Origin of the sequence: Iodobacter arcticus (assembly GCF_042664895.1) — a bacterium.
Lineage (GTDB): Bacteria > Pseudomonadota > Gammaproteobacteria > Burkholderiales > Chitinibacteraceae > Iodobacter > Iodobacter arcticus.
Genome location: NZ_JBHTBQ010000006.1, coordinates 361,188 through 380,801, shown reverse-complemented (window position 1 = coordinate 380,801; position 19,614 = coordinate 361,188). Strand labels below are relative to the sequence as shown.

Genomic DNA, 19,614 nt, shown 5'->3' with positions numbered 1-19,614 from the left:
CTCGTCAGCGGTGCAAGCACCCTGTTACCGTTCGACTTGCATGTGTAAAGCATGCCGCCAGCGTTCAATCTGAGCCAGGATCAAACTCTTTAGTTTAATCACTAAGCTAGTACTTACTGGCTTACTTTATTCAGAGCAACCATCGCTGGTTACTCCTTACTCATGTAAGCACTTGTTTCGCTTCCGAACCAAGCACTCACACTCATCGACTGTATTTTTTTAAAGATCATTTCGCTACTGCTTGAACACCGTGTTGCTGTGTGTGCTGCAGCGAGAGGCCGAACTATACCGGCGGGACCCTGCTCGGTCAACACTATTACTGAGATAAAACCAATTAAGTCGCTAAGTCATTGATTTAAATAACAGCCATTTTGTTTCTTTTTTACCGCCCCGCAGTAAAGCCGCAGACCAGCGCCGTTTTAATATTAAAAAGTTCTCAAAGAACCTGCGGGTTTCGATCATTTATTTAAGTAATCAGTAAAAATCAAGCTCACGAATCTACATATATATAGTTAAGGCGTTGCTTTGGGTTTTTCTAGTGATGCATTCAGCTGATCCACACTGATTTCATTCTTGCCGCCATTGGGCATGCCAAACATGTCAGCCATTTGTTGGGCTTGATCTTGCGTGAGTACTAATAGCTCGATACGGCGATTAGATGCCGCTTGTGGGTTTTGTACGTCGTAAGGGGCTCGATCGGCCATGCCGACCACTTGCAAGATATTCTCTACCGGCATACCGCCTTCTAAGAGACCGACTCTGGCGGCCATCGCTCGGTTGCTGGATAAGCTCCAATTAGAGAACGCGGCGTAATTAGCATTCTTATATTGCATTGAATCGGTATGCCCAATCACTAAGAGCTGGTGATCAATGCGGGAGAAGATCGCCCCCATTTTCAGCAGCAATCGCCGAAAGCGCTCGCTCGGCACTTGGCTGCCACGCTCAAACATGCCCTGCTTATCGGTATCGTGCAGCATGATGCGCAGACCATAAGGGGTAATAATGGTTTGGATATTTTCAGAAAGCCCAGCTTCTTTAAATAGCTGTAGAAACGTTTGTGCTAATTCCTGCATATCGCGCGGAGTGTCGTACTGTTTTTTAGGTGAAGCATTATCTGAATATTGCAAAGAGGCCTGCGCCCCACCGCCCTGCCCTGGTGCGGTCTGAATCGAGCCTGATTGATTGCTACCCGGCACTGGCTCGCGTGCAATTAAACTACCTTTAGGATTGCCCTGATGATCAATCAGCTCTCGATTGCCATTGCTGGCTAAAGAGCGCCCCGCACCATTACGCAATACGCGCTCGATATTTTCTTTATCGCGGGCTGAAAGCACCCATAGCACTAGAAACAAACACATCAAAGCCAATACGAAATCGGCAAAGGCCACTTTCCAAGCACCGCCGTGTGCTTCAGAACTTTGCTTGCGTGAAACTCGGCGGATAATTGTTTCTTCATGCTTATTATTCTTATTACTCAATTAAGCCGTTCCCTCTAGCGTGTTGATCCACGTTTCAAGCTGAGAAAAACTTGGCTTAATATTTAGCTGCACCAAACGACGCCCCGCATCAATCGCCAGCAAAGGGGGCTTGCCCGATACATGCGTCACCAGCACCACTTTTACGCATTCCAAATTGGATAATTCTTCTTTGACCTGCTGATGCATCATATTGCACAGCGGATCGAGCACGCCGTAGCAAAGGAAAATCCCGATAAATGTCCCCACCATCGCGGCCCCCACGCGCTCGCTGATTTCGGCGACTTCAGCGCCTTCACTAATGGTGTGCATGGTCATTACAATACCCAGCACCGCAGCCAAAATACCAAAGCCCGGCATGCCTTCAGAAATCTTATGTAGGGATTTGGACGGCTGATTAAGCTCTTCGTGAATCGCTTCTAATTCCTGCTCCAATACGCCTTCTAATTCATGCGCATTGATTTTTCCCATCGCCATCAGGCGGAAGTTATCCACAATAAAGGCGAGTAGCTTTGGTTGCTCTAAGACCAGCGGGTAGCGCTGAAACAAGGCACTTTCTCTTGGCGATTCGACGTGCTGATCTAATGCTTTAAGCCCTTGGCCCGCAGTTATCAGTAGCTCGTACATTAATAACAATAATTGGCGCTGAAAATCCGGCCCCTGCTTCTTGCCCATCACCACACGGCGGATTTGTCCCAACATTTCTGCCAGCACGTGCTTAGGATTGCCCAGCACCAAGGCGCCAAAACCTGCACCAATAATGATAAGTAGCTCAACCGGTTGCCAGATCAGGTGGAAAGTCCCCCCAATCAAGAAAAAGCCACCAAACACACACATCATCACGATGCCGATACCTAAGAACAGCTGCATGCTTTATTCCAACTCTAATTTAAAGTGCTACCTAGGAGCCTGTCAGGCACCTAGGGCTATTTTCATTTTCTTAATTGCCGATTTATTAATTTGGCAAACCCGTGCTTCTGTTAAATCTAATACCAAAGCAATTTCTTTTAAATTCAGCTCAAACTCGTAATACATCTGAATAACACGCTGCTCTTTTTCATCCAGACCTGATAAGGCCCGCGCTAGGCTCAGGCGATTAATCACCCCGTTTTCTGGCGACTCTGCACCGCCTGATTCATGCACTCCATCACTGAGCAAATCATCAAAGCTTGCCAGCACTTCGGCGTTTTCGGCCATTTGATAATCACGGTATTCTTTAGCTGTGATATCCAATCCTGCGATGGCATCGGCCTCGCTTGGCTCTCTACCTAGTTTTTTCCTTAAGGCGCGGATCTCATCCCGAATACGATGCGCGCTTTGCCTGACTGAACGTGGCCGCCAATCTAAGCGCCTAAGCTCATCCAAAATAGCGCCACGCATCCGCAGCATTGCAAAGCCAACAAACTGATCATCGGGTGTGCCATAACGGCGCAATGAATCGAGCAGGGCCATCAGGCCAATTTGCTCCATATCTTCACGATCCAGCACACAGCCCACTTGTGATGAAAGCTGCCGGAGCACACGATTGAGCAGCGGCATATAGGCTGCCAGCTGAGCGGCTTCTTGCTTGCTATCTAAAGCGCTATGGACGTAAGCGTCGGCAAGATCCACGATTTACTCAACAATCAATTTGCTGACCATCACATCAGAAAAAGGCTTATCTGATGCAACACCTTTATAGGCAGCGACGAACTCTTTATTTAAGAGCACGTGATAATCCTCAATGGTCATTTTATTGGCCATATTCAGATTGAGATGAGACAAGACCTTGACGGCGGTGCTCTTTAAAAAAGGCAGATGATTTTTAATCTCGGCTTCTTTTTCCTTGCTGGTTCTAAACACCAAATCCACCGCAATATAATGGGTCGATAAAGAGCTGCCATCGTCATTGCGCAGCATGACAATGATCTTATCTACCGAGGCAAATTTATATTCAACCGGCTCGGCCTTGGCTACCTTAGGCGCACTATCTTGCTTAAAGTAATATGCAGCCCCACCGCCCACTCCGGCAGCAACTAACAAACCCAAAATAATAAAAATAATATTCTTAGACATAGTGATTTCCAGATCGATTAAATGCGCGCCAGAATGGAGCCAAACTCACTCGTTTCTTCGTCTAATTCCGCCAAAGCCTGGCCGACCTCATCCGATTCCGCCGCATGTTTTTTGGGAGGTCCATCTTTATTCGCCGATGGATCTCTCACCTCAACGGCCACGCTGCTGTATTCCTTTTGACTTAAATCAGCACGCATCTGCTCGGTAATTGCGTGTAGCTGCTTAGTGACATCGCTATTGCTGGCGTGCAATTGCACCGATAAAGCGCCCGCTTCATGTTTAATGCTAATTTCTAATGAGCCGAGCATAGGCGGGGATAATTTAATCACCGCGCGCTCAATACCATGCCCAAGCTGCACATCGAGGCGATCTTTCAATGCAGTTTCTAAATGACGAGACCAGCTGGCAGGTTGTGTAGGCTCTAGCTTAATAGGAGCCCATTCTGAAGGCTTGGCCTCTGGCATGCTGCTTACTGCCATCGTATTTAATTCAAACGGACGAATGGCTACATGATCTGCCACATCATTCGCGCTCACTGCTGCGGCATCATTTTTTAGCACGGGTGCATCTACATCACTATTAGATGTAGTTAAGAGCTGTGCGGGTACAGTAGCTAGCTGCTGAGGCGCTACCGATACCTGCTCCGCTAAAACTAATTCAGCGGTGGGTGCGGATACTTGTCGCTCAGGCATTTTAGGAATAATGGGCGCGAAAAATGCAGGCATGCTCAAGAGAGAAGCATCCACACTCGCTGCCGTGGGCTGCTCAGTAGCATCGGCCACATCAGCAGTCTTCGCTTCACCCTCAGGCATAGGCGCGGCGCAGTCCTGCATTTCACCGCTAAAAGACATCGCCAGCAAAGGATCAAGCGGTAAGGTATGAATGAGCTGAGGCGTTAAATCCGCAGGAGCTGCCATCATGCTTGCGAGCAGATTCATAGCGCCTCCGCTGCATAAGCAAGGCTGGCATCTCGCTGCTCGGCAAATTGCGCTAATTTATCTGCCAGCTCCTTGGTCGCCAAACGGCAGGCTTCCTGCATGGTGGCATAAGCACTACGCACATTTTGCAAGGCTTGCTGCTCTTGCTCACTCCAAGCATGGCCCGCCAGCAAAGCGGCAAACTGAGCATCTAGCGTGAGAAGTTGTTCCCAATCTTGCCCAGCCAACGCTATTTTCATTTCGGCCATTTTGGCGCTGATTGCTTTAAGCCTTGGCATCACGCACACCCAGCCAACCACCGCGCAAGGTGCCTAATAATTGCTCAACTTCTACCACGCCTTCAACATCTAACTGGCTACTAGCGCTGTAAAGCCGGTAGACACAAAAATCGTATAAACGCGCCAGATTGGTGACCACTTCACCACCCTGATCAAAATCGAGCGCGCTGGATAAGCCATTCAGAATATCAATACATTTATTGATGCTCTCGCCCTTTTGCTCGAAGCGCTTGTGTTCCATATGCGCTTTGGCGCGAGCTAATTCTTCTAATAGGCCATCAAATAAGACCAAAACCAATTGCACTGGCGAGGCATTGGAAGTCTGCGCTTCCAAATTCACCGAGTGATAACTGCTATATGCTTCGTAATCCAAAATCTAAGCTCCTGTACTCTGTATATATTTGGCGTAGGGCAGGTGCAACCCACCAGATTTAGGGCATCTACGAGCTAAAAAACGGCGGGTTTCACCCGCCCTACGAAAAACATCTTCTATGCGATTGGTCTGCCACGATGCATAAAGCACGTTTTTCACCCCACCTCACAATTACATATTGTTGAACATATTGGATGTCTCACCCATTTGCGCTTGCAGCTGTTTAAGCTGGGTAAATTGCTTTAAAGCACGCTGATAAGCCTGATCGTATTGCTTGGAAATCTTATCGGCCTGAGCGCTTAAATCACCCGCCGCTTTAGAAACCGATTCCTTGCGTGTTTTTAACAGGCCATTGCTGGCATTCAACCATTTGCCCAGGTAATCGTTATTCTCTTTAATCAGATCGGTACCCGTGCTGGCGTTAAAAATCTTCTCTAGCCCTGCCGGGTTTTCGATTAGCGCTTTATCGAGCTTGCTGCGATCAAGCGATAGATTGCCGTCGCGATCGGTTTTTACGCCAAAGTCCATCAGACGCACGCCGTCAAAGCTTTGTCTGACCAAACCGTTTAATTTATCCCGCAGCGCGCGAATGCCCGAATCAGAGGCAAATGCACCACCGGCATCCCGTTTACCACTGTCATTTTTATCGTTTTTGGCATTGGCCAGCATGGCGGTTAAGGATTTCTTCGCCGCGTTAAAGCCATCGATAAAGATCTGTAAATTAGCCGCAGTATCGTTATTACTCGTGCTTACGGTGAGCTTTAATGCCGGGTCGCCGCTTTTCATGGCGCGGCTTAAATTAACCGTTACGCCCTCGATGCCAGTAAACGTATTTGATGCCTGCTTGATCGGCACACCGGTGTTTTCATCCCCCAAAAACACCAAGGCATCTTGCGCCTTAGATAAAACCTTGGGCGCTTCAAGTGCCAAAGCAGCCTCGACCCCTGCGCCACTACCGCTCACTTGCAAGCTATTGGCTTCGCCGGTTTGGCTGGAAGTCAGCACCAATTGCGACTGGCCATTGGCTGTCAACACCATGGCGCTCACTTTGCCTGAGCTGTCTTTAGATTGATTAATACTGCGCGCCAATTCGGTGAGCGATAACTTACCGTCGGCGTCTTTGTCTGCGCTGGCTAAATCAATGGCAATGGTTGCGGTGCCCACTTTGATATTAAGCTTGTCGCCAGCGGCCACTGTCATTCCATCGAGGCGAGCAAATGCCTGCTGCTCTGCCGTGGCGACTTGTTTTACAAACAGCGAGTAATTACCGTCCTGCGCCTTAGCGCCGGCCGTTACCGTGGCAATCCCTTCCTGACTCAAAGCCGCAGCATGGGCCAGCACGGACTTCTTGCCACTTAAACCACCCAGCGTGGTTTTAAAATCTTGCAGTGTTTTTTGCAGCTGAACCAAGGCATCAGAACGCGCTTTATTATCTTTGGTCCGCGTGTCATTACGGCTTTGCGCCTGCTGTACTGAGTAACTGGCAATTTGGCTAGCCAGTTGCTGGGGGTTAATTTCTGCCATGGCGTTTTTTCCGTAAAAGCAAATTAGAGGATTCTAATTAAACAAGGCGACCAAAGCCTTGTCATTAAAAAATGTAAATAATTACATCGAGCCTCTTCTACGCAAATGCGCCTGCGTAGCCGTTTCATCTGATTGCTTTTGCAACGCTCGCTCACGCAGCTTTTGCAAGGCCATACGCTCTTGCTCACCTAATTTATCCATCACTTCACGGCGCGATACGGCTGCTAATAAATCTTTACGTGCCACCGCCAGATCCGCATCGCCCAAGGCTAAGTCTTGCTTTTGCAGGGTGATGAGATTGAGTAGCGAATGTTTAAATGCACCCGCATTGATCGCCAAAGCGGGGTGCGGCACAGCGCTTGCGCCCAAGTGCTGGCAAAGCGATTCCATGCGGCTGATATTTTTTTGATAGCGCTGCGTCAGCTGGTGCTTATCTCGCACCACGGTTTCTTGCGTATCCACATCGCTTTGGCGTAAACGCAGCATCAGCTCTAGGCGCTGCACGGCTTGTGGTGTACTCATTGCAGTAGCGCCTTTAAATCGGCCAGAGAATCAGTCAGCGGCGCAGCTTCATTCACGGCCTGCTGTAAATAAGCTTCGATACGCGGGAATAAACGCACTGCTCTGTCGGTTTCTGCATCGATGCCCGGCACATAAGCGCCCAAGGGAATCAGATCTCGCACTTCGCGGTAGCGTGATAACAGCGCCTTAATCTGCCGCGACACAGCGTTATGCTCGCCGCTGCTGATCTGGCTCATACAACGGCTAACCGATTGGGCGATATCAATGGCGGGGAAATGCCCGCGCTCGGCCAGCTGGCGCGATAGCACAATATGGCCGTCTAAAATGGCTCTGGCGGTATCAACGACTGGGTCTTGCTGATCGTCCCCTTCGGCCAACACGGTATAAATCGCCGTCATACTGCCCTGCGGATTTTCACCATTGCCTGCGCTTTCGGCTAAATTAGGCAACAGCCCGAACACCGATGGCGGATAACCACGGGTTGCGGGTGGCTCGCCCAGAGCCAAAGCCACTTCGCGCTGCGCCATGGCGTAGCGGGTGAGCGAATCCACCAGCAGCAAAACACGATGGCCCTGATCGCGATAATGGGCGGCAATGCTGTGACAAAGCTCGGTAGCGTTCAAACGCATCAGCGGCGATTCATCGGCCGGAGCCACCACCAGCACGGCTTTTGCCAAGCCTTCTGCGCCCAGCGAGTGATCAACAAACTCACGCACTTCACGGCCACGCTCACCGATCAGGCCAACGACTACGATATCGGCCGAAGTATTACGGGTAATCATGCCCAGCAGCACGCTTTTACCCACGCCACTACCGGCAAATAAACCAACACGCTGGCCCTTGCCTAAAGACAACAGACCATTAATGGCACGCACGCCAATATCCAGCGGCTCGACCACTGGCTGTTTACGCAGGGGATTAATTTTAGGAGGCGCAGCGGCCAACGGTTTGTCTCCACCCAGCGGGCCAAGATCATCCATCGGCTCGCCCAAGCCATTCACAATTCGGCCCAGCCACGATTCGCCAATCATCAACGAGCTGGTCTGCGGTGCGGCCTGCACTCTCGCGCCCGCCAGCAAGCCAACCGGCTTTTTGAAAGGCATTAAAAATGAAACTTCACGGCGAAAGCCAACCATCTGCGCCTGAATCCATTCCCCTGATGAGGTTTCAATCAGGCAACGCTGGCCGGTTTCTAAGGGGCAACCAATACTTTCTAATAAGATACCGGTCACGCCAATCAGGCGTCCGGTCATCGTGGCAACGGGAACGTCATTTAAATCTAAGCGGCGCAGCGCGTCACCAATCACACTCATTCGGCAACCTGCACCAGCTGCTCTTTCAATTGATCCATGCACAGATCCAAACGCTGCATACAACCCGCATCGGCTTCCATTTCTGCACTGCGAATTCGGCACTCGCCAGGTGCAAGATCCGGATCAGCCACCAGTTGCCAGCGTGCGGCGCGCTCTGGGGCCAGCTCAATCACGCGCTGGCATTCTTCGGCATTTAAGTGCACGGCAACCGAGGTATTCATTTGCGATGTAGCCGCGAGGGTTTCATCGACCAAGGCCAGCAATTGCACCGGCTGTAAAGTCAGCTCACAGCGAATCACCTGCTTGGCGACCTTGGCTACCAAATCAACCACTTCTTGGCGCAAGGCCAGTTGGTAATCATCGCTCGCTCGCTGCACCTGTTGTAAAAGCTGCTCCATCAGGGCGGCTTTCTCATCAAAGCGAGCTAAGGCAGCCAGCCTTGCTTCGGCCTCGCCTTGAGCAAGACCCGCCGCGTGGCCTTCGGCAAAACCTGCCGCCTCGCCACTGATTAGCCCCTCGGCATGACCATCGCTCTGGCCACTATCCCAACCCTGCTGATAAGCCTCGGCGGACAAGGGCGCAGCCTCTCCACCATGGGCAGACTGAGCGGCTTGCAAACGTTGCAAAGAAGGAAAACGATGAGGGCGAACCGATTTCACTCGACCACCGCCTCAGGAAAGAGTTGTAAATCAATTTCGCCCGTGCTGGCTAATTCGCGCACGATGGCCATAATTTCTTTGCGAACTTCTTCTACTCGGCTGAGTGGCACAGGGCCAGAGCGGCGCATCATATCTTCGAAGCTTTGAGCCTGACGGCGCGGCATGGTTTGGGTAATCGCCTGACGCACTTCCGGCTCTGCGCCTTTCAATGCAATCGCCCACTGCTCTAGCTGCACGTCTTCCACAATCCGCATCAAGGCTGTTTCGGTCTGGCGCGACAAGATAAAGAAGTCGTACATACGGCTTTCGATTTCTGCCACCAGATCGGCGTCATGGGCACGGAGCAGCTCGATCATTTGCTGCTTATTGCCCGAATAGCGGTTAATGATGTCGGCGGTCTGCTGCATACCCGCGACTTCAGTGCTTTGGGTGTGCAGATTATCCAAGCAGCGATTCACCAGCTCTTCTAGCTCAAGCAATAACTCTCTATCCACTTCTTTTAAACGGGCAATACCAACCAAGACATGATCTTGTGTCGCCACCGGCAGCGCTTCAATCACTTGGCCTGCTAAGTTAGGGGGCAGAAAAGCTAAAAACACCGCCTGCATGCGTACATGCTCGTGGCTAATTCGATCCGCCAGCCACTGCGGGGAAACCCATTGCAGCCGCGCCATTTTCGGGCGAATCTCGTCGCCATAAATACTGTTAAGCACGCTATTGGCAATATCGCCGCCTAAGGCCAAATCCAAAGAGCGCTGCAAAAAAGAGCGCGAAGCGCCGTGCACGCCGCTTTGCTCTCGGTACTCATCAAAAAACTTCTGAATCGATACCTTTACCGTATCAACCTTAATACCACTCATCCGCGACATCACCTGCGTGACGGCCAGCAGTTCTTCACGCCCTAGGCAGCGCAGCACATTGGCAGCAGGCTCTTCGCCCATGCTCAATAAAACAATGGCCGCCTGCTCAACCGGCGTCATTACGGTTTCGGCCGGATTATTGATTGCGTCCATCTTTTTGCACCCATTGTTTAACGACTTCGGCAACGCGCTCTGGCTCTTTGGCGGCCAACTCTTTTAAGTGATCGACCAGCACGTCAACTGACGAGCCAGCCGGAGGAAGATCATAGTTTTCTAGTAAAGGCACCACAGGCATTGCCGTGCCATGGGCGGTTGCAGATTTGGAGTAGCCTTCTGCAGCAAGGGCGGGGCTGGCTGGCGTGATATCCAGCTCGCTTGGCGGCGCGGCTAGGCTCAGCGGTGTAGCAGGCTTACTCATCCATTCTTTAAGCAGCTTAAACACAGGGCGCAGCACAAAGAAGAACACCAGCAAAAGACCAAGCACATAGGCCAAGGCGCTAATCGCATCGTAAATGGTGCTTCGCTCTTGCCACCAAGGTGTGGCGACTGGGCGGGCCGTAAACGGCAGAGTAGAAACCATTAACTGATCACCCCGCTCACTATTGATGCCCAAACCATTACGTAAAATCTTTTCAATATTGGCAATTTGCGCAGGTGACCAACCGGCTTTCACTGAAGGGGCTGCTGCATTACTCAAAACCACCGCCACATTTAAGCGACGCAACGCGCCACGGGCTTTTTTAGTGCTGGTAATACTCTTGTCGTAAGCGTACTGACGAGTCATCGCATTTTTCTTAAAGCGGCTATCGTCAGTTTCAGGCTTGGCTGGATCCGCATTAAGCGGTCGATTACTTAAGGAGCCCGGAATGCCAATGGCACTTTTCTCGCTAGTTTGCTCATCACGCGTGGCTTCGCTGGTAATTTTGGGTGCAGCACCGTATTGCTCACGGGTTTCTTCAACTTGATCATTGTCGACATCGGCAGTGACGCTCACCTTGAAATTATCCGCACCTAAAACCGGATCAAGCAGATCGCGGATGCTGCGCAAGGTTTCTTCACGGTAACGGCTGGCGCTATCGTTTTCATTGCCTGAAAAACCAGCAGCACCCGCCTCAAGACGTGCAGATAAAAGACTGCCCGCTTCGTCTACCAAGGTGACTTTTTGCGGGCTAAGACTAGACACACTACCGGCTACCAAATTAACAATGGCGGCAATTTGTTCCTGATTTAATTTTTGTCCGCGCTTTAAAGAAACAATCACCGACGCAGAGCTTTTATCAATTCCGGAATCAACAAATGAAGAAGATCTGGCAATTGATAAATGTACCCGTGCATTAGCAATAGGCTCTAATGCCAAAATGCTCTGGACCAATTCGCCTTCTAGGCCACGACGAAAACGTACATCTTGTACAAACTGGCTCACGCCTAAGGGATCGTTTTTATCGAGTAATTCAAGGCCAGCGGGTAATTTAGCGACCACACCTTTGGCGGCCAATAGCATACGCACACGGCCTAAATCACCGTTTTCAACCAGAACTTGGCCACTTTGCGGATGCAGGCGATACTTAATATGCTCCGCATCTAGCACCGCCATCATATCTGCGGCGGCAATTTTTTCTGTATTACCAAACACGGGTTTGTAATTAGAATCGTCATGCCATAAATACAGCATCAGCAATACGCTAATGGCAATCGCCAATACAATGATTGGCAAAACCAGCTTAATAAATGACGCAGGATTGCTACTACGCTCAATATTTTTTAAGCGTAAATTTTCAAATCCCATTTTTAATTGTGCAAACATATTTTCCTGCTGCCTTTATAAAGGCATTTTCATCAGATCATCAACAGCAGCCATGACCTTATTGCGCACTTGCATCATCATTGAAAACGACAAACTGGCCTCTTGGCTCATCAACATTGCGCCCACTAAATCGTTGCTGGCGCCGCTATCCACATCCGCCATTTTGGCTGCCGCCATTTGATCTTTTGCATCCACACCACGCACCGCGTCGGCCATGATGGCCATAAATCCGCCGCTATTCTGACCATTGTCAGTAGGCGGGTGGAAGCTGTTTTGGGAGATGGCGGACATCTCACCCAGCATATTTGCCTGCTCTGTTTTTAGCGCAGAAGCGATTGCATTTACCATATAAACATCCAGTTTTGATCCATAAATAACGACGCTATTTTTACAAATCACTTACAGGGCGCGGATTCTAACAGCAGTACACAGGCATAGTGAGATGTGAATTTTTACCATGCGAAACAGATACATGAACATATCATAAAATTCTAATGTTGCAGTACAATACGCGCGAATTGCCAAATCACCCCCTCTTTGTTCTTTTCCTGATTGGTATAAAGCAGCGTGTCTATTGCAAAAGCAAAACGTGCTCTGCACGAAAAAAACAGTACTACGCTGGATCACAGCACGCTGGGTAGGCCTCTGCATCTTTTAGCAGGGCTAAACGAGCGGCTAAAAATCGAAGTCGATGCATTTCTCAAAAGTGAATTCAATCGCCCCTATCGTGCTGCGCTGGGTATCAGCCAAATTAGCCAATCCGCCAGCAAAGCCAATCCTGTGCAATGGATAGATTTAGGTGTCGGACAATTAGCGGTAGAAATGTCGCGCTCATTTTTGCTACGCACTTTGGATTACCGCTATGGCGCAAAAGCCAAACCGGCAGAAATAAATGAAGCGCTTTTATCCAGCGAAGAAACCAGCACCGAACAGCGTTTAAAAATCAGTCTCGCCAATAAAATGGCTCAGCTTTTTTTAGGATTTTTAAATCAAAACGCTGAGGCACATAGCGGGCAGCGCCCTGAAGCGGTATGGCAAATTGAAATCGAAATATGCGATCAAATTGATCAGCTCAAAACGCAAATCTGCTTAGTGCTAGACCACGCCTTATTTGATTTGCTGTTAAAAATGGTGGCTAAGCCACGAACAAATAACAAAACCCAAACTGCTTTTTTTGATCAGCTCAAAATAAAATGCCATGTGCATTTGGCAGAAAAATCGCTGACTTTGGATGATGTCCTCAAGCTAAAAATTGGCGAAATTATGCCCATTAGCTTGCAAGCCCGAGCCAATGTTTATATCGGCAAAAGCAAATTGTTTACCGCCAGCGTCGCCGAAAATAACGGCGCTTTATGCCTCACATCCTTTGAAGATGCAGATTAATCCCATGAATATGAATGACGATTTTGATTTAGAAAATGCGCTGCAAGACATGGAAGCGAGCACAGAAGCCCCAGCACCGGTAGCGGCCAAGCGCGACCTGAACCCATTTTTAAGAAAAATCCCCGTCACGCTGACTTTAGAAGTGGGCGCGAGCGATATTTCCTTGGCCGAGTTATTAGCCATCGAATACGGATCGGTATTAGAGCTAAATAAACTCGCGGGTGAGCCGCTGGATATCAAGGTAAATGGCACCACCATCGGTAAGGCCGAAGTGGTCATTACCGGCGAGAGCTATGGCCTGCGCGTGGTTGAATTAGATCACCTTGATTTACAAACTCTGGCCTCATGAAGTTCTTTTGGCGATTAAGTGCCCTGCTACTGGCATCTGCCCCCGCATGGGCCGAAGACTCACTCAAGATATTATCCAATAGCGCGACGGTGGGTGATTTAACGGTTAAAACGCAGGTTTTAATCATTATGACTTTGCTGGGATTGATTCCTACGCTGGTTTTGATGATGACCTGCTTTACCCGTTTTGTGATTGTATTGTCGCTGCTGCGGCAAGCACTGGGCTTGCAACAAGGCATGCCCAATCGAATCACCACCGGCATGGCGCTGATTTTAACAATGCTGGTGATGCGCCCCGTGGGGGTGGAGGTCTGGCAAACCGCCATGCTGCCCTACGATCAGGACAAAATAACCCTGCTAGCCGCGCTGCAAATCGCCGAAAAACCAATGTCTAAATTTATGCTGGCGCAGACGAATAAATCGGCATTGGCACAAATATCACGCCTCGCTGGCGAAGGCCCAGTTGCCAAGCCCAGCGATCACGCCTTTACCGTAAAACTGGCCGCCTTTGTGCTGAGCGAGCTGAAAACCGCGTTTCAAATCGGCTGCATGCTGTTTATCCCCTTTTTGGTGGTCGATTTGGTGGTCTCCAGCGTCTTAATGGCGATGGGGATGATGATGCTCTCGCCCTTGGTGATTTCATTACCACTTAAATTACTGCTATTTGTACTGGTAGACGGCTGGTCGCTAACTGTAAATACCCTCGTTACCAGCATACAGGCCTATTAATGATCACCCCCGATACCGCGGTTGATCTGGTCAACCAAAGCCTTTATGTCGTGGTGAAACTGGTGATTTTGCTGGTGTTGCCGGGGCTGATTGTGGGCGTTTTGGTCAGCCTGTTTCAGGCGGCCACGCAGATTAACGAGCAAACCCTCAGCTTCTTACCCCGCCTACTCGTCACCCTCGCCGTCATCGCCCTCGCTGGGCATTGGATCGTTGGGCAGTTGATGACGTTTTGCATCGAGATTTTTAATAATGCAGCGATGTTGGTGGGATAAACGCAAAGCGGTTTGATTTTGTAACAGCAAACAACGGAAAAACGTAATCACCACGATCTCAGCATAGGGCTTAAGAATCCCCTTGAAACACGCCGAAGCGAGGAACAAGCGGGCGGGGTTTCGGCGAGGACTGTCTGAGCGAAGCGAGTTCCGCAGCCGCCGCTCGATTGTCCGCAGATGAGGGGCCTTCGTGTTTTTGAGGTAGCGGCTTTGGTTCTTTTCTTGGCCGTTCAAGAAAAGAACGCCCCCGCGGTGGCTACCGCTCCTAAATCAACGTGCCGAAGGCACTAAAAAGATCTTTTTGCTTGGTACATATCACCGCTCAATGGCAGGTTACGGCAGAAAACGCCCACAGCCCCAATAAACACAACACGCGGCCTAACCCACCCTAAGCTCAAAACCACAAGAAAAAAATGGACTCCCTGATTAAGGAATTACTCGCAATCCTACCCCTGCTCTGGTGGCCTTTTTGCCGCTATATGGCGGGGTTTAGTTTTGCGCCCTTGATTGGCGAGGCCATGGTGCCGGTGCGTGCGCGGATTGGTTTATCGCTGGTACTTAGCGTGATCACCCTGCCCATCATGCAAAAAACCCAGATCAGTATTGATCCCTTCTCGATGCACTGGATTGTTGCCACTTTCACTCAGGTAATTATCGGGCTGATTTTTGGCATGGCGTTTCAGCTGGTGATGACCATCCTATCCATCTTAGGATTTCTCATTTCATCGCAAATGGGCCTGAGTATGGCGGTGATGAATGATCCTATGAGCGGCAGCTCGTCGGATGTAATTTCCACCCTGCTGTATTTATTAGGTGCGCTGCTGTTTTTTGCGATGGATGGGCATCTGGTGATTGTGCAGATTATCTACGGCAGTTTTAAGCTTTGGCCGGTAGCGGACGGGATTAATTTTGTATCGCTCAAGATGCTGGCGCAAAGTTTAAGCTGGGTATTTGCCGCGGCTTTGCTGCTGGCGATTCCCAGTATTTTTTCTACTTTTATTGTGCAATTAGGCTTGGGTTTATTAAATAGAGTGGCTCCGGCTTTAAATTTATTCTCTCTAGGCTTTCCCCTCATCACCCTATTTGGCCTGTTTACCCTTGGCCTGATTAGCCGTTTTATTCCAGGCCACTATAGCCAGCTCAGCGAAAAGATTTTGCAAATGATTGAGCAAATGCTGCATGGGGGCGTGCATGGCTGAAGCGTCTAATGGCGATAAAACAGAAAAAGCCAGCCCGCAGAAATTAAAAAACGCCAGAAAAGAAGGCCAAATTGTCCGCTCACGCGAAGTAGCTTCTGCCGTGGGTTTGCTCGCCAGCTTAAAAGTATTTGCCATCCTAGCCCCCAGCTATTTAGTCGATTTTAATGCGCTATTTAATCTGGCTTTTAGCTCATTGGATCAGCCCGGCAGTATGGACGAGGTATGGTCTAATTTATTTAGCGGCAGCTTTCTTTTACTGCTCAAAATGCTGCTGCCTTTGGCCATTATTCCGCTGATGATTATCATCGCCTCGCTCTATCCGGGCGGCTGGATATTCTCTGGCAAGCAGCTGATGCCTAAATTTGAGCGCATGAATCCGCTTTCTCATTTTGGGCGGATATTCTCTGCCCAGCATGCAAGCGAGCAAATCAAAGCCATTATTAAGGTACTGATTCTGACTGTGGTTTTGTTTTATGTTAGCCGAGATAGCCTGCCTAAATTCTTTAGCCTGCAAGAACTGACTCTTACCGAAGCGCTTAACGGCGCGGCGCAATTATTATTTGATGCGCTATTTAGCTTTTGCTTTGTATTTATCTTATTTGCCGCCATTGATTTGCCCTTGCAGATATTTTTGTTTATGCGCAAACAAAAAATGAGCAAGCAAGAGCAAAAAGATGAATATAAAACCAGTGAAGGCCGGCCAGAGATTAAGCAGCGTATTCGGCAGATTCAGCAGCAATTAGCCCAGCGCAGTATTCGCAAAGCCATTCCTAATGCCGATGTAATCATCGTCAACCCGCGCCATTATGCGGTGGCTTTAAAGTACGACGAAAATCGCGCCCAAGCCCCTTTTATTGTGGCCAAGGGCATGGATGAAATGGCGATGTATATTCGCCAGCTGGCCGACGCGCACAAAATAGATATTGTGCCGATTCCGCCCTTAGCCCGCGCTATTTATAAAACCACCCAAGTGAATCAACAGATCCCTGCGCCTTTATTTAAAGCCGTGGCACAGGTGCTGACCTATGTATTACAGCTCAAAGCTTTTCGCAGCGGCGGCCGCCGTATTGCGCCCCAATTACCCGATGATTTGGGTATTTCGCCAGAACTTTCAAAAGAAGAATCATGAAATTATTCGCTCCTTATTTAAGGCTATTTTTGCTTGTCATACAGGGGATTAATACTCACCAATTAGCTAACGAAGCGGGCATTTCGCCAGAACTTGCAGAGATTAAAGAACCAGCATGAAATCAATCGCCCCATATTTAAGCGCCTTAAAGCAATTCAAGCTGGCAGCACCGCTATTTTTGCTTGCTCTACTGGCGATGATTATTCTGCCTATTCCGCCGGTGGTATTGGATCTCTTATTCACCTTTAATATTGTGCTGGCGATTATTGTGATGCTGGTGGCGGTATCGGTAAAACGGCCGCTGGATTTCTCTGCCTTCCCAAGCATTATTCTGGCGACAACCCTGCTGCGGCTTACGCTCAATGTCGCCTCTACCCGTGTGGTCTTACTGCATGGCCATCAGGGCACGGAAGCCGCAGGTAGGGTGATCGAGGCTTTTGGTAAGGTGGTGATCGGCGGTAACTTTGTGGTGGGGATGGTGGTGTTTGTCATCCTGATGATCATTAACTTTATTGTGGTCACCAAGGGGGCCGAGCGCATTGCCGAAGTATCGGCACGCTTTACGCTGGATGCCATGCCCGGCAAGCAAATGGCGATTGATGCCGATCTAAACGCGGGCCTACTTAATCAGGAACAAGCCCAGCAACGCCGCCGTGATATTGCGGCAGAAGCCGATTTTTATGGCTCGATGGATGGCGCATCTAAGTTTGTACGCGGGGATGCCATTGCCGGTATTTTGATTCTGCTGATCAATCTGATTGGTGGGGTCGCCATCGGCGCAGCGATGCACGATTTAAGTATGGGTGAAGCGTTCCGCCTCTATGCTTTGATGACCATTGGTGATGGTCTGGTTGCCCAGATCCCAGCCCTGCTGCTGTCTGCCGCTGCTGCGATTGTGGTGACTCGCGTCAGCGATGCGGGCGATATGCAGGAGCAAATCAAAGGGCAATTACTGGCCTCACCCACCGTGCTATTCAGCGCAGCGGGCATTATGTTTGTGCTGGCGATTATCCCCGGCATGCCTTTTATTCCCTTTATTGCCTTTGCTGCCCTGCTGGTCTATTCCGGCTGGAAAATGCATCTGAATGCAGAAAAAAACCCTAAGCCTGCCCAAGATTTAAAAGCCATCGAATCGGCATTACTCAGCAGCGATGAGGCCGAGCTGGATTGGCAAGCCCTGCCCTATGTGGACGTGCTGGCAATCTCGCTAGGTTATAAATTAGTCGGGCTGATGGATAAGGAGCAAGGCGCGCCGCTAAGTAAACGCATCCGTGGCGTTCGCCAAACGCTCAGCGAAAATATGGGTATTTTGCTGCCGTATATCGCCATGCGGGACGATCTGCGCATCAAGCCATCGCAATACACCATTCGCCTCAATGGCAGCGTAGTGGCACAGGCCGAGGTATTTAGCGATCACTTGATGGCGATTCCCTCGCCTGAAGTGTATGGCAATCTGGACGGCATTCCCGGCGTAGACCCTGCCTACGGCATGCCGGTGACTTGGATTGCCAGCGGCGACAAAGCCAATGCGCTGGGGCTGGGTTATCAGGTCATTGACTGCCCGAGTGTGATTGCCACCCACTTAAATAAAGTGATCCGCAGCCATCTGGCCGAGCTATTTCGCCACGACGATGTCAGCGCTTTATCTGAACGGCTAACCGTACTGGCACCTAAGCTAGCCAGCGCGCTGAATACCGCACTGAATGCCAACCAGCTACTGCGCGTTTACCGCTATCTGCTGGAAGAAAATGTCTCGCTCAAAGACATCGTGCCGATCGCTACAACCTTAGTCGACGCAGCCGACAACGCCAAAGACCCCATCATGCTGGCCGCCGAAGTGCGCTGCACCTTAAAACGGCAGATTGCCCAAGCCATTCTGGGCAATAAGAGCGAAATCAAGGCCTTTAACCTCAGTGCCGAGCTAGAAAACATGCTGCTCGGCTCGCTCAGCCAAGCCCAGCAAAACGGCAAGGTAGCGCTGGATAGCTTCCCAATTGATCCAAATGTGCTCAGCCAGCTACAAAGCAATATGCCGCTGGTGCGTGAGCAGCTCAAACAACAAAGCGCCCCGCCTATCTTGCTAGTGATGCCACAAATCCGCCCCATCCTCGCCCGCTACGGCCGGCTATTTTCACCGGGGCTGCATGTGCTTTCTTATAACGAGATTCCAGAGAATTACGACGTGAGCTTGATTGGGACGATGGGGTGATGGCATTTGCAAACCCAAATCTTGAAACACGGAGGGCACGGAGAACGCGGAGTTTCACGGAGGAAAACAAATTTTGAGAGAAATAATACTTTTGTAGGTGGTTAGCTGGTTTATTCGCCTATTGGGGCGGATAAACCAGCGTAACCCAACGCTTAGGCGAAAAAGAATGTTGGATTGCACAAATTATCGCTGAGCGAGGTAAACCTCGCACGCAGACTGCTAACCCAACCTACGAATTCGCTTACGTTGATAGGATTAACTTAATCTCCCCTCTTTAAACACAGATGCTTTCTTTTTCCTGACTATGCCTCTTGCTCAATCATCTCTGTGTAAATCGATTTCTTGAGAGTGGTGCTCGATTTTTGAATTTGTAGGGCGGGTGAAACCCGCCGTTTTTCATATTTCATTGCAAAGCTCGGCGGGTTTCACCCGCCCTACGATATTTATAATGAGTTTGAATAAGAGGCATAATCAGGTTCTTGTTTATGAAGCAGCGCTGTTCAAAAAACACCTCCACAACGGCTACGACGCTAAAAAAGGATCT

22 protein-coding genes and 1 rRNA gene are annotated in these 19,614 nt (G+C 49.8%); 8 read left to right on the top strand and 15 right to left on the bottom strand.

The window, feature by feature from the left end; translation table 11 throughout:
• The 15 genes from ACFQNF_RS04585 to fliE all read right to left on the bottom strand — a co-directional run.
• Window positions 1-96: ribosomal RNA gene (locus ACFQNF_RS04585) — 16S ribosomal RNA — on the bottom strand; the annotation flags it as partial.
• Window positions 97-512: 416 nt separating this feature from the next.
• A complete protein-coding gene (locus ACFQNF_RS04580) occupies window positions 513-1,478 on the bottom strand; it encodes a flagellar motor protein MotB (RefSeq protein WP_380186453.1) in 966 nt (321 codons plus the stop codon).
• Window positions 1,479-2,345: a flagellar motor stator protein MotA gene (motA, locus tag ACFQNF_RS04575; protein WP_380186451.1), complete on the bottom strand. Its 867-nt coding sequence runs from the start codon at window positions 2,343-2,345 to the stop codon at window positions 1,479-1,481. It abuts the gene before it with no gap.
• A 42-nt stretch (window positions 2,346-2,387) separates the two neighbouring features.
• Window positions 2,388-3,086, bottom strand: a complete 699-nt coding sequence (gene fliA / locus ACFQNF_RS04570; RefSeq protein WP_380186449.1) for an RNA polymerase sigma factor FliA — start codon at window positions 3,084-3,086, stop codon at window positions 2,388-2,390.
• A 3-nt stretch (window positions 3,087-3,089) separates the two neighbouring features.
• On the bottom strand, window positions 3,090-3,530 hold the full coding sequence (locus tag ACFQNF_RS04565) for a flagellar basal body-associated protein FliL (RefSeq protein WP_380186448.1): 441 nt from the start codon (window positions 3,528-3,530) through the stop codon (window positions 3,090-3,092).
• A 17-nt stretch (window positions 3,531-3,547) separates the two neighbouring features.
• Complete coding sequence (locus ACFQNF_RS04560; RefSeq protein WP_380186446.1) at window positions 3,548-4,468, bottom strand: flagellar hook-length control protein FliK; 921 nt, start codon at window positions 4,466-4,468, stop codon at window positions 3,548-3,550.
• Window positions 4,465-4,746, bottom strand: coding sequence for a hypothetical protein (locus tag ACFQNF_RS04555; protein WP_380186445.1), 282 nt, complete (start codon window positions 4,744-4,746; stop codon window positions 4,465-4,467). Before ACFQNF_RS04555 ends, ACFQNF_RS04560 begins: the two co-directional genes overlap by 4 nt.
• Complete coding sequence (gene fliS, locus ACFQNF_RS04550) at window positions 4,733-5,119, bottom strand: flagellar export chaperone FliS (RefSeq protein WP_046353555.1); 387 nt, start codon at window positions 5,117-5,119, stop codon at window positions 4,733-4,735. Before fliS ends, ACFQNF_RS04555 begins: the two co-directional genes overlap by 14 nt.
• A gap of 171 nt (window positions 5,120-5,290) precedes the next feature.
• Window positions 5,291-6,643: a flagellar filament capping protein FliD gene (fliD, locus tag ACFQNF_RS04545; RefSeq protein WP_380186443.1), complete on the bottom strand. Its 1,353-nt coding sequence runs from the start codon at window positions 6,641-6,643 to the stop codon at window positions 5,291-5,293.
• An 81-nt stretch (window positions 6,644-6,724) separates the two neighbouring features.
• Entirely contained in the window at window positions 6,725-7,165 is a 441-nt protein-coding gene (locus ACFQNF_RS04540; RefSeq protein WP_380186442.1) for a flagellar FliJ family protein, read from the bottom strand.
• Window positions 7,162-8,478, bottom strand: a complete 1,317-nt coding sequence (gene fliI / locus ACFQNF_RS04535; RefSeq protein ID WP_380186441.1) for a flagellar protein export ATPase FliI — start codon at window positions 8,476-8,478, stop codon at window positions 7,162-7,164. Before fliI ends, ACFQNF_RS04540 begins: the two co-directional genes overlap by 4 nt.
• The gene (fliH, locus tag ACFQNF_RS04530) at window positions 8,475-9,137 is read right to left on the bottom strand and encodes a flagellar assembly protein FliH (RefSeq protein WP_380186439.1); all 663 of its coding nucleotides are present in this window, start codon (window positions 9,135-9,137) and stop codon (window positions 8,475-8,477) included. Before fliH ends, fliI begins: the two co-directional genes overlap by 4 nt.
• Complete coding sequence (locus ACFQNF_RS04525; protein WP_380186437.1) at window positions 9,134-10,150, bottom strand: flagellar motor switch protein FliG; 1,017 nt, start codon at window positions 10,148-10,150, stop codon at window positions 9,134-9,136. Before ACFQNF_RS04525 ends, fliH begins: the two co-directional genes overlap by 4 nt.
• Window positions 10,134-11,801 (bottom strand): flagellar basal-body MS-ring/collar protein FliF, encoded by a 1,668-nt coding sequence (gene fliF, locus ACFQNF_RS04520; RefSeq protein WP_380186435.1) that lies wholly within the window; start codon window positions 11,799-11,801, stop codon window positions 10,134-10,136. The genes ACFQNF_RS04525 and fliF overlap by 17 nt, the downstream gene beginning before the upstream one ends.
• Window positions 11,802-11,816: 15 nt before the next feature.
• The gene (fliE, locus tag ACFQNF_RS04515; RefSeq protein ID WP_380186433.1) at window positions 11,817-12,149 is read right to left on the bottom strand and encodes a flagellar hook-basal body complex protein FliE; all 333 of its coding nucleotides are present in this window, start codon (window positions 12,147-12,149) and stop codon (window positions 11,817-11,819) included.
• 219 nt (window positions 12,150-12,368) lie between these two features.
• On the opposite strand from fliE, the gene ACFQNF_RS04510 reads away from it, so the two are divergent.
• The 8 genes from ACFQNF_RS04510 (at window position 12,369) to flhA (ending at window position 19,070) form a co-directional block, all read left to right on the top strand.
• Window positions 12,369-13,184, top strand: coding sequence for a FliM/FliN family flagellar motor switch protein (locus ACFQNF_RS04510; RefSeq protein WP_380186432.1), 816 nt, complete (start codon window positions 12,369-12,371; stop codon window positions 13,182-13,184).
• A 4-nt stretch (window positions 13,185-13,188) separates the two neighbouring features.
• Complete coding sequence (fliN, locus tag ACFQNF_RS04505) at window positions 13,189-13,533, top strand: flagellar motor switch protein FliN (RefSeq protein ID WP_380186430.1); 345 nt, start codon at window positions 13,189-13,191, stop codon at window positions 13,531-13,533.
• A complete protein-coding gene (gene fliP, locus ACFQNF_RS04500; RefSeq protein ID WP_380186428.1) occupies window positions 13,530-14,261 on the top strand; it encodes a flagellar type III secretion system pore protein FliP in 732 nt (243 codons plus the stop codon). The genes fliN and fliP overlap by 4 nt, the downstream gene beginning before the upstream one ends.
• Complete coding sequence (locus ACFQNF_RS04495; RefSeq protein WP_046353564.1) at window positions 14,261-14,533, top strand: flagellar biosynthetic protein FliQ; 273 nt, start codon at window positions 14,261-14,263, stop codon at window positions 14,531-14,533. Before fliP ends, ACFQNF_RS04495 begins: the two co-directional genes overlap by 1 nt.
• Before the next feature lie 413 nt (window positions 14,534-14,946).
• The gene (gene fliR / locus ACFQNF_RS04490) at window positions 14,947-15,732 is read left to right on the top strand and encodes a flagellar biosynthetic protein FliR (protein ID WP_380186426.1); all 786 of its coding nucleotides are present in this window, start codon (window positions 14,947-14,949) and stop codon (window positions 15,730-15,732) included.
• Window positions 15,725-16,861, top strand: coding sequence for a flagellar biosynthesis protein FlhB (flhB, locus tag ACFQNF_RS04485; RefSeq protein WP_380186424.1), 1,137 nt, complete (start codon window positions 15,725-15,727; stop codon window positions 16,859-16,861). The genes fliR and flhB overlap by 8 nt, the downstream gene beginning before the upstream one ends.
• Complete coding sequence (locus tag ACFQNF_RS04480) at window positions 16,858-16,980, top strand: hypothetical protein (RefSeq protein ID WP_380186422.1); 123 nt, start codon at window positions 16,858-16,860, stop codon at window positions 16,978-16,980. Before flhB ends, ACFQNF_RS04480 begins: the two co-directional genes overlap by 4 nt.
• Window positions 16,977-19,070, top strand: coding sequence for a flagellar biosynthesis protein FlhA (gene flhA / locus ACFQNF_RS04475; RefSeq protein ID WP_380186420.1), 2,094 nt, complete (start codon window positions 16,977-16,979; stop codon window positions 19,068-19,070). Before ACFQNF_RS04480 ends, flhA begins: the two co-directional genes overlap by 4 nt.
• The last annotated feature ends 544 nt before the right edge of the window (window positions 19,071-19,614 follow it).

What these genes read in the sequence shown, in the direction of transcription:
- ACFQNF_RS04565 (WP_380186448.1), bottom strand. Translation starts at nt 3,530, where the DNA reads ATGTCTAAGAATATTATTTTTATTATTTTGGGTTTGTTAGTTGCTGCC.
- ACFQNF_RS04495 (WP_046353564.1), top strand. Translation starts at nt 14,261, where the DNA reads ATGATCACCCCCGATACCGCGGTTGATCTGGTCAACCAAAGCCTTTAT.
- fliD (WP_380186443.1), bottom strand. Translation starts at nt 6,643, where the DNA reads ATGGCAGAAATTAACCCCCAGCAACTGGCTAGCCAAATTGCCAGTTAC.
- ACFQNF_RS04560 (WP_380186446.1), bottom strand. Translation starts at nt 4,468, where the DNA reads ATGAATCTGCTCGCAAGCATGATGGCAGCTCCTGCGGATTTAACGCCT.
- ACFQNF_RS04540 (WP_380186442.1), bottom strand. Translation starts at nt 7,165, where the DNA reads ATGAGTACACCACAAGCCGTGCAGCGCCTAGAGCTGATGCTGCGTTTA.
- motA (WP_380186451.1), bottom strand. Translation starts at nt 2,345, where the DNA reads ATGCAGCTGTTCTTAGGTATCGGCATCGTGATGATGTGTGTGTTTGGT.
- flhB (WP_380186424.1), top strand. Translation starts at nt 15,725, where the DNA reads ATGGCTGAAGCGTCTAATGGCGATAAAACAGAAAAAGCCAGCCCGCAG.
- fliR (WP_380186426.1), top strand. Translation starts at nt 14,947, where the DNA reads ATGGACTCCCTGATTAAGGAATTACTCGCAATCCTACCCCTGCTCTGG.
- fliN (WP_380186430.1), top strand. Translation starts at nt 13,189, where the DNA reads ATGAATATGAATGACGATTTTGATTTAGAAAATGCGCTGCAAGACATG.
- ACFQNF_RS04525 (WP_380186437.1), bottom strand. Translation starts at nt 10,150, where the DNA reads ATGGACGCAATCAATAATCCGGCCGAAACCGTAATGACGCCGGTTGAG.
- fliE (WP_380186433.1), bottom strand. Translation starts at nt 12,149, where the DNA reads ATGGTAAATGCAATCGCTTCTGCGCTAAAAACAGAGCAGGCAAATATG.
- ACFQNF_RS04555 (WP_380186445.1), bottom strand. Translation starts at nt 4,746, where the DNA reads ATGCCAAGGCTTAAAGCAATCAGCGCCAAAATGGCCGAAATGAAAATA.
- fliF (WP_380186435.1), bottom strand. Translation starts at nt 11,801, where the DNA reads ATGTTTGCACAATTAAAAATGGGATTTGAAAATTTACGCTTAAAAAAT.
- ACFQNF_RS04480 (WP_380186422.1), top strand. Translation starts at nt 16,858, where the DNA reads ATGAAATTATTCGCTCCTTATTTAAGGCTATTTTTGCTTGTCATACAG.
- fliP (WP_380186428.1), top strand. Translation starts at nt 13,530, where the DNA reads ATGAAGTTCTTTTGGCGATTAAGTGCCCTGCTACTGGCATCTGCCCCC.
- fliI (WP_380186441.1), bottom strand. Translation starts at nt 8,478, where the DNA reads ATGAGTGTGATTGGTGACGCGCTGCGCCGCTTAGATTTAAATGACGTT.
- flhA (WP_380186420.1), top strand. Translation starts at nt 16,977, where the DNA reads ATGAAATCAATCGCCCCATATTTAAGCGCCTTAAAGCAATTCAAGCTG.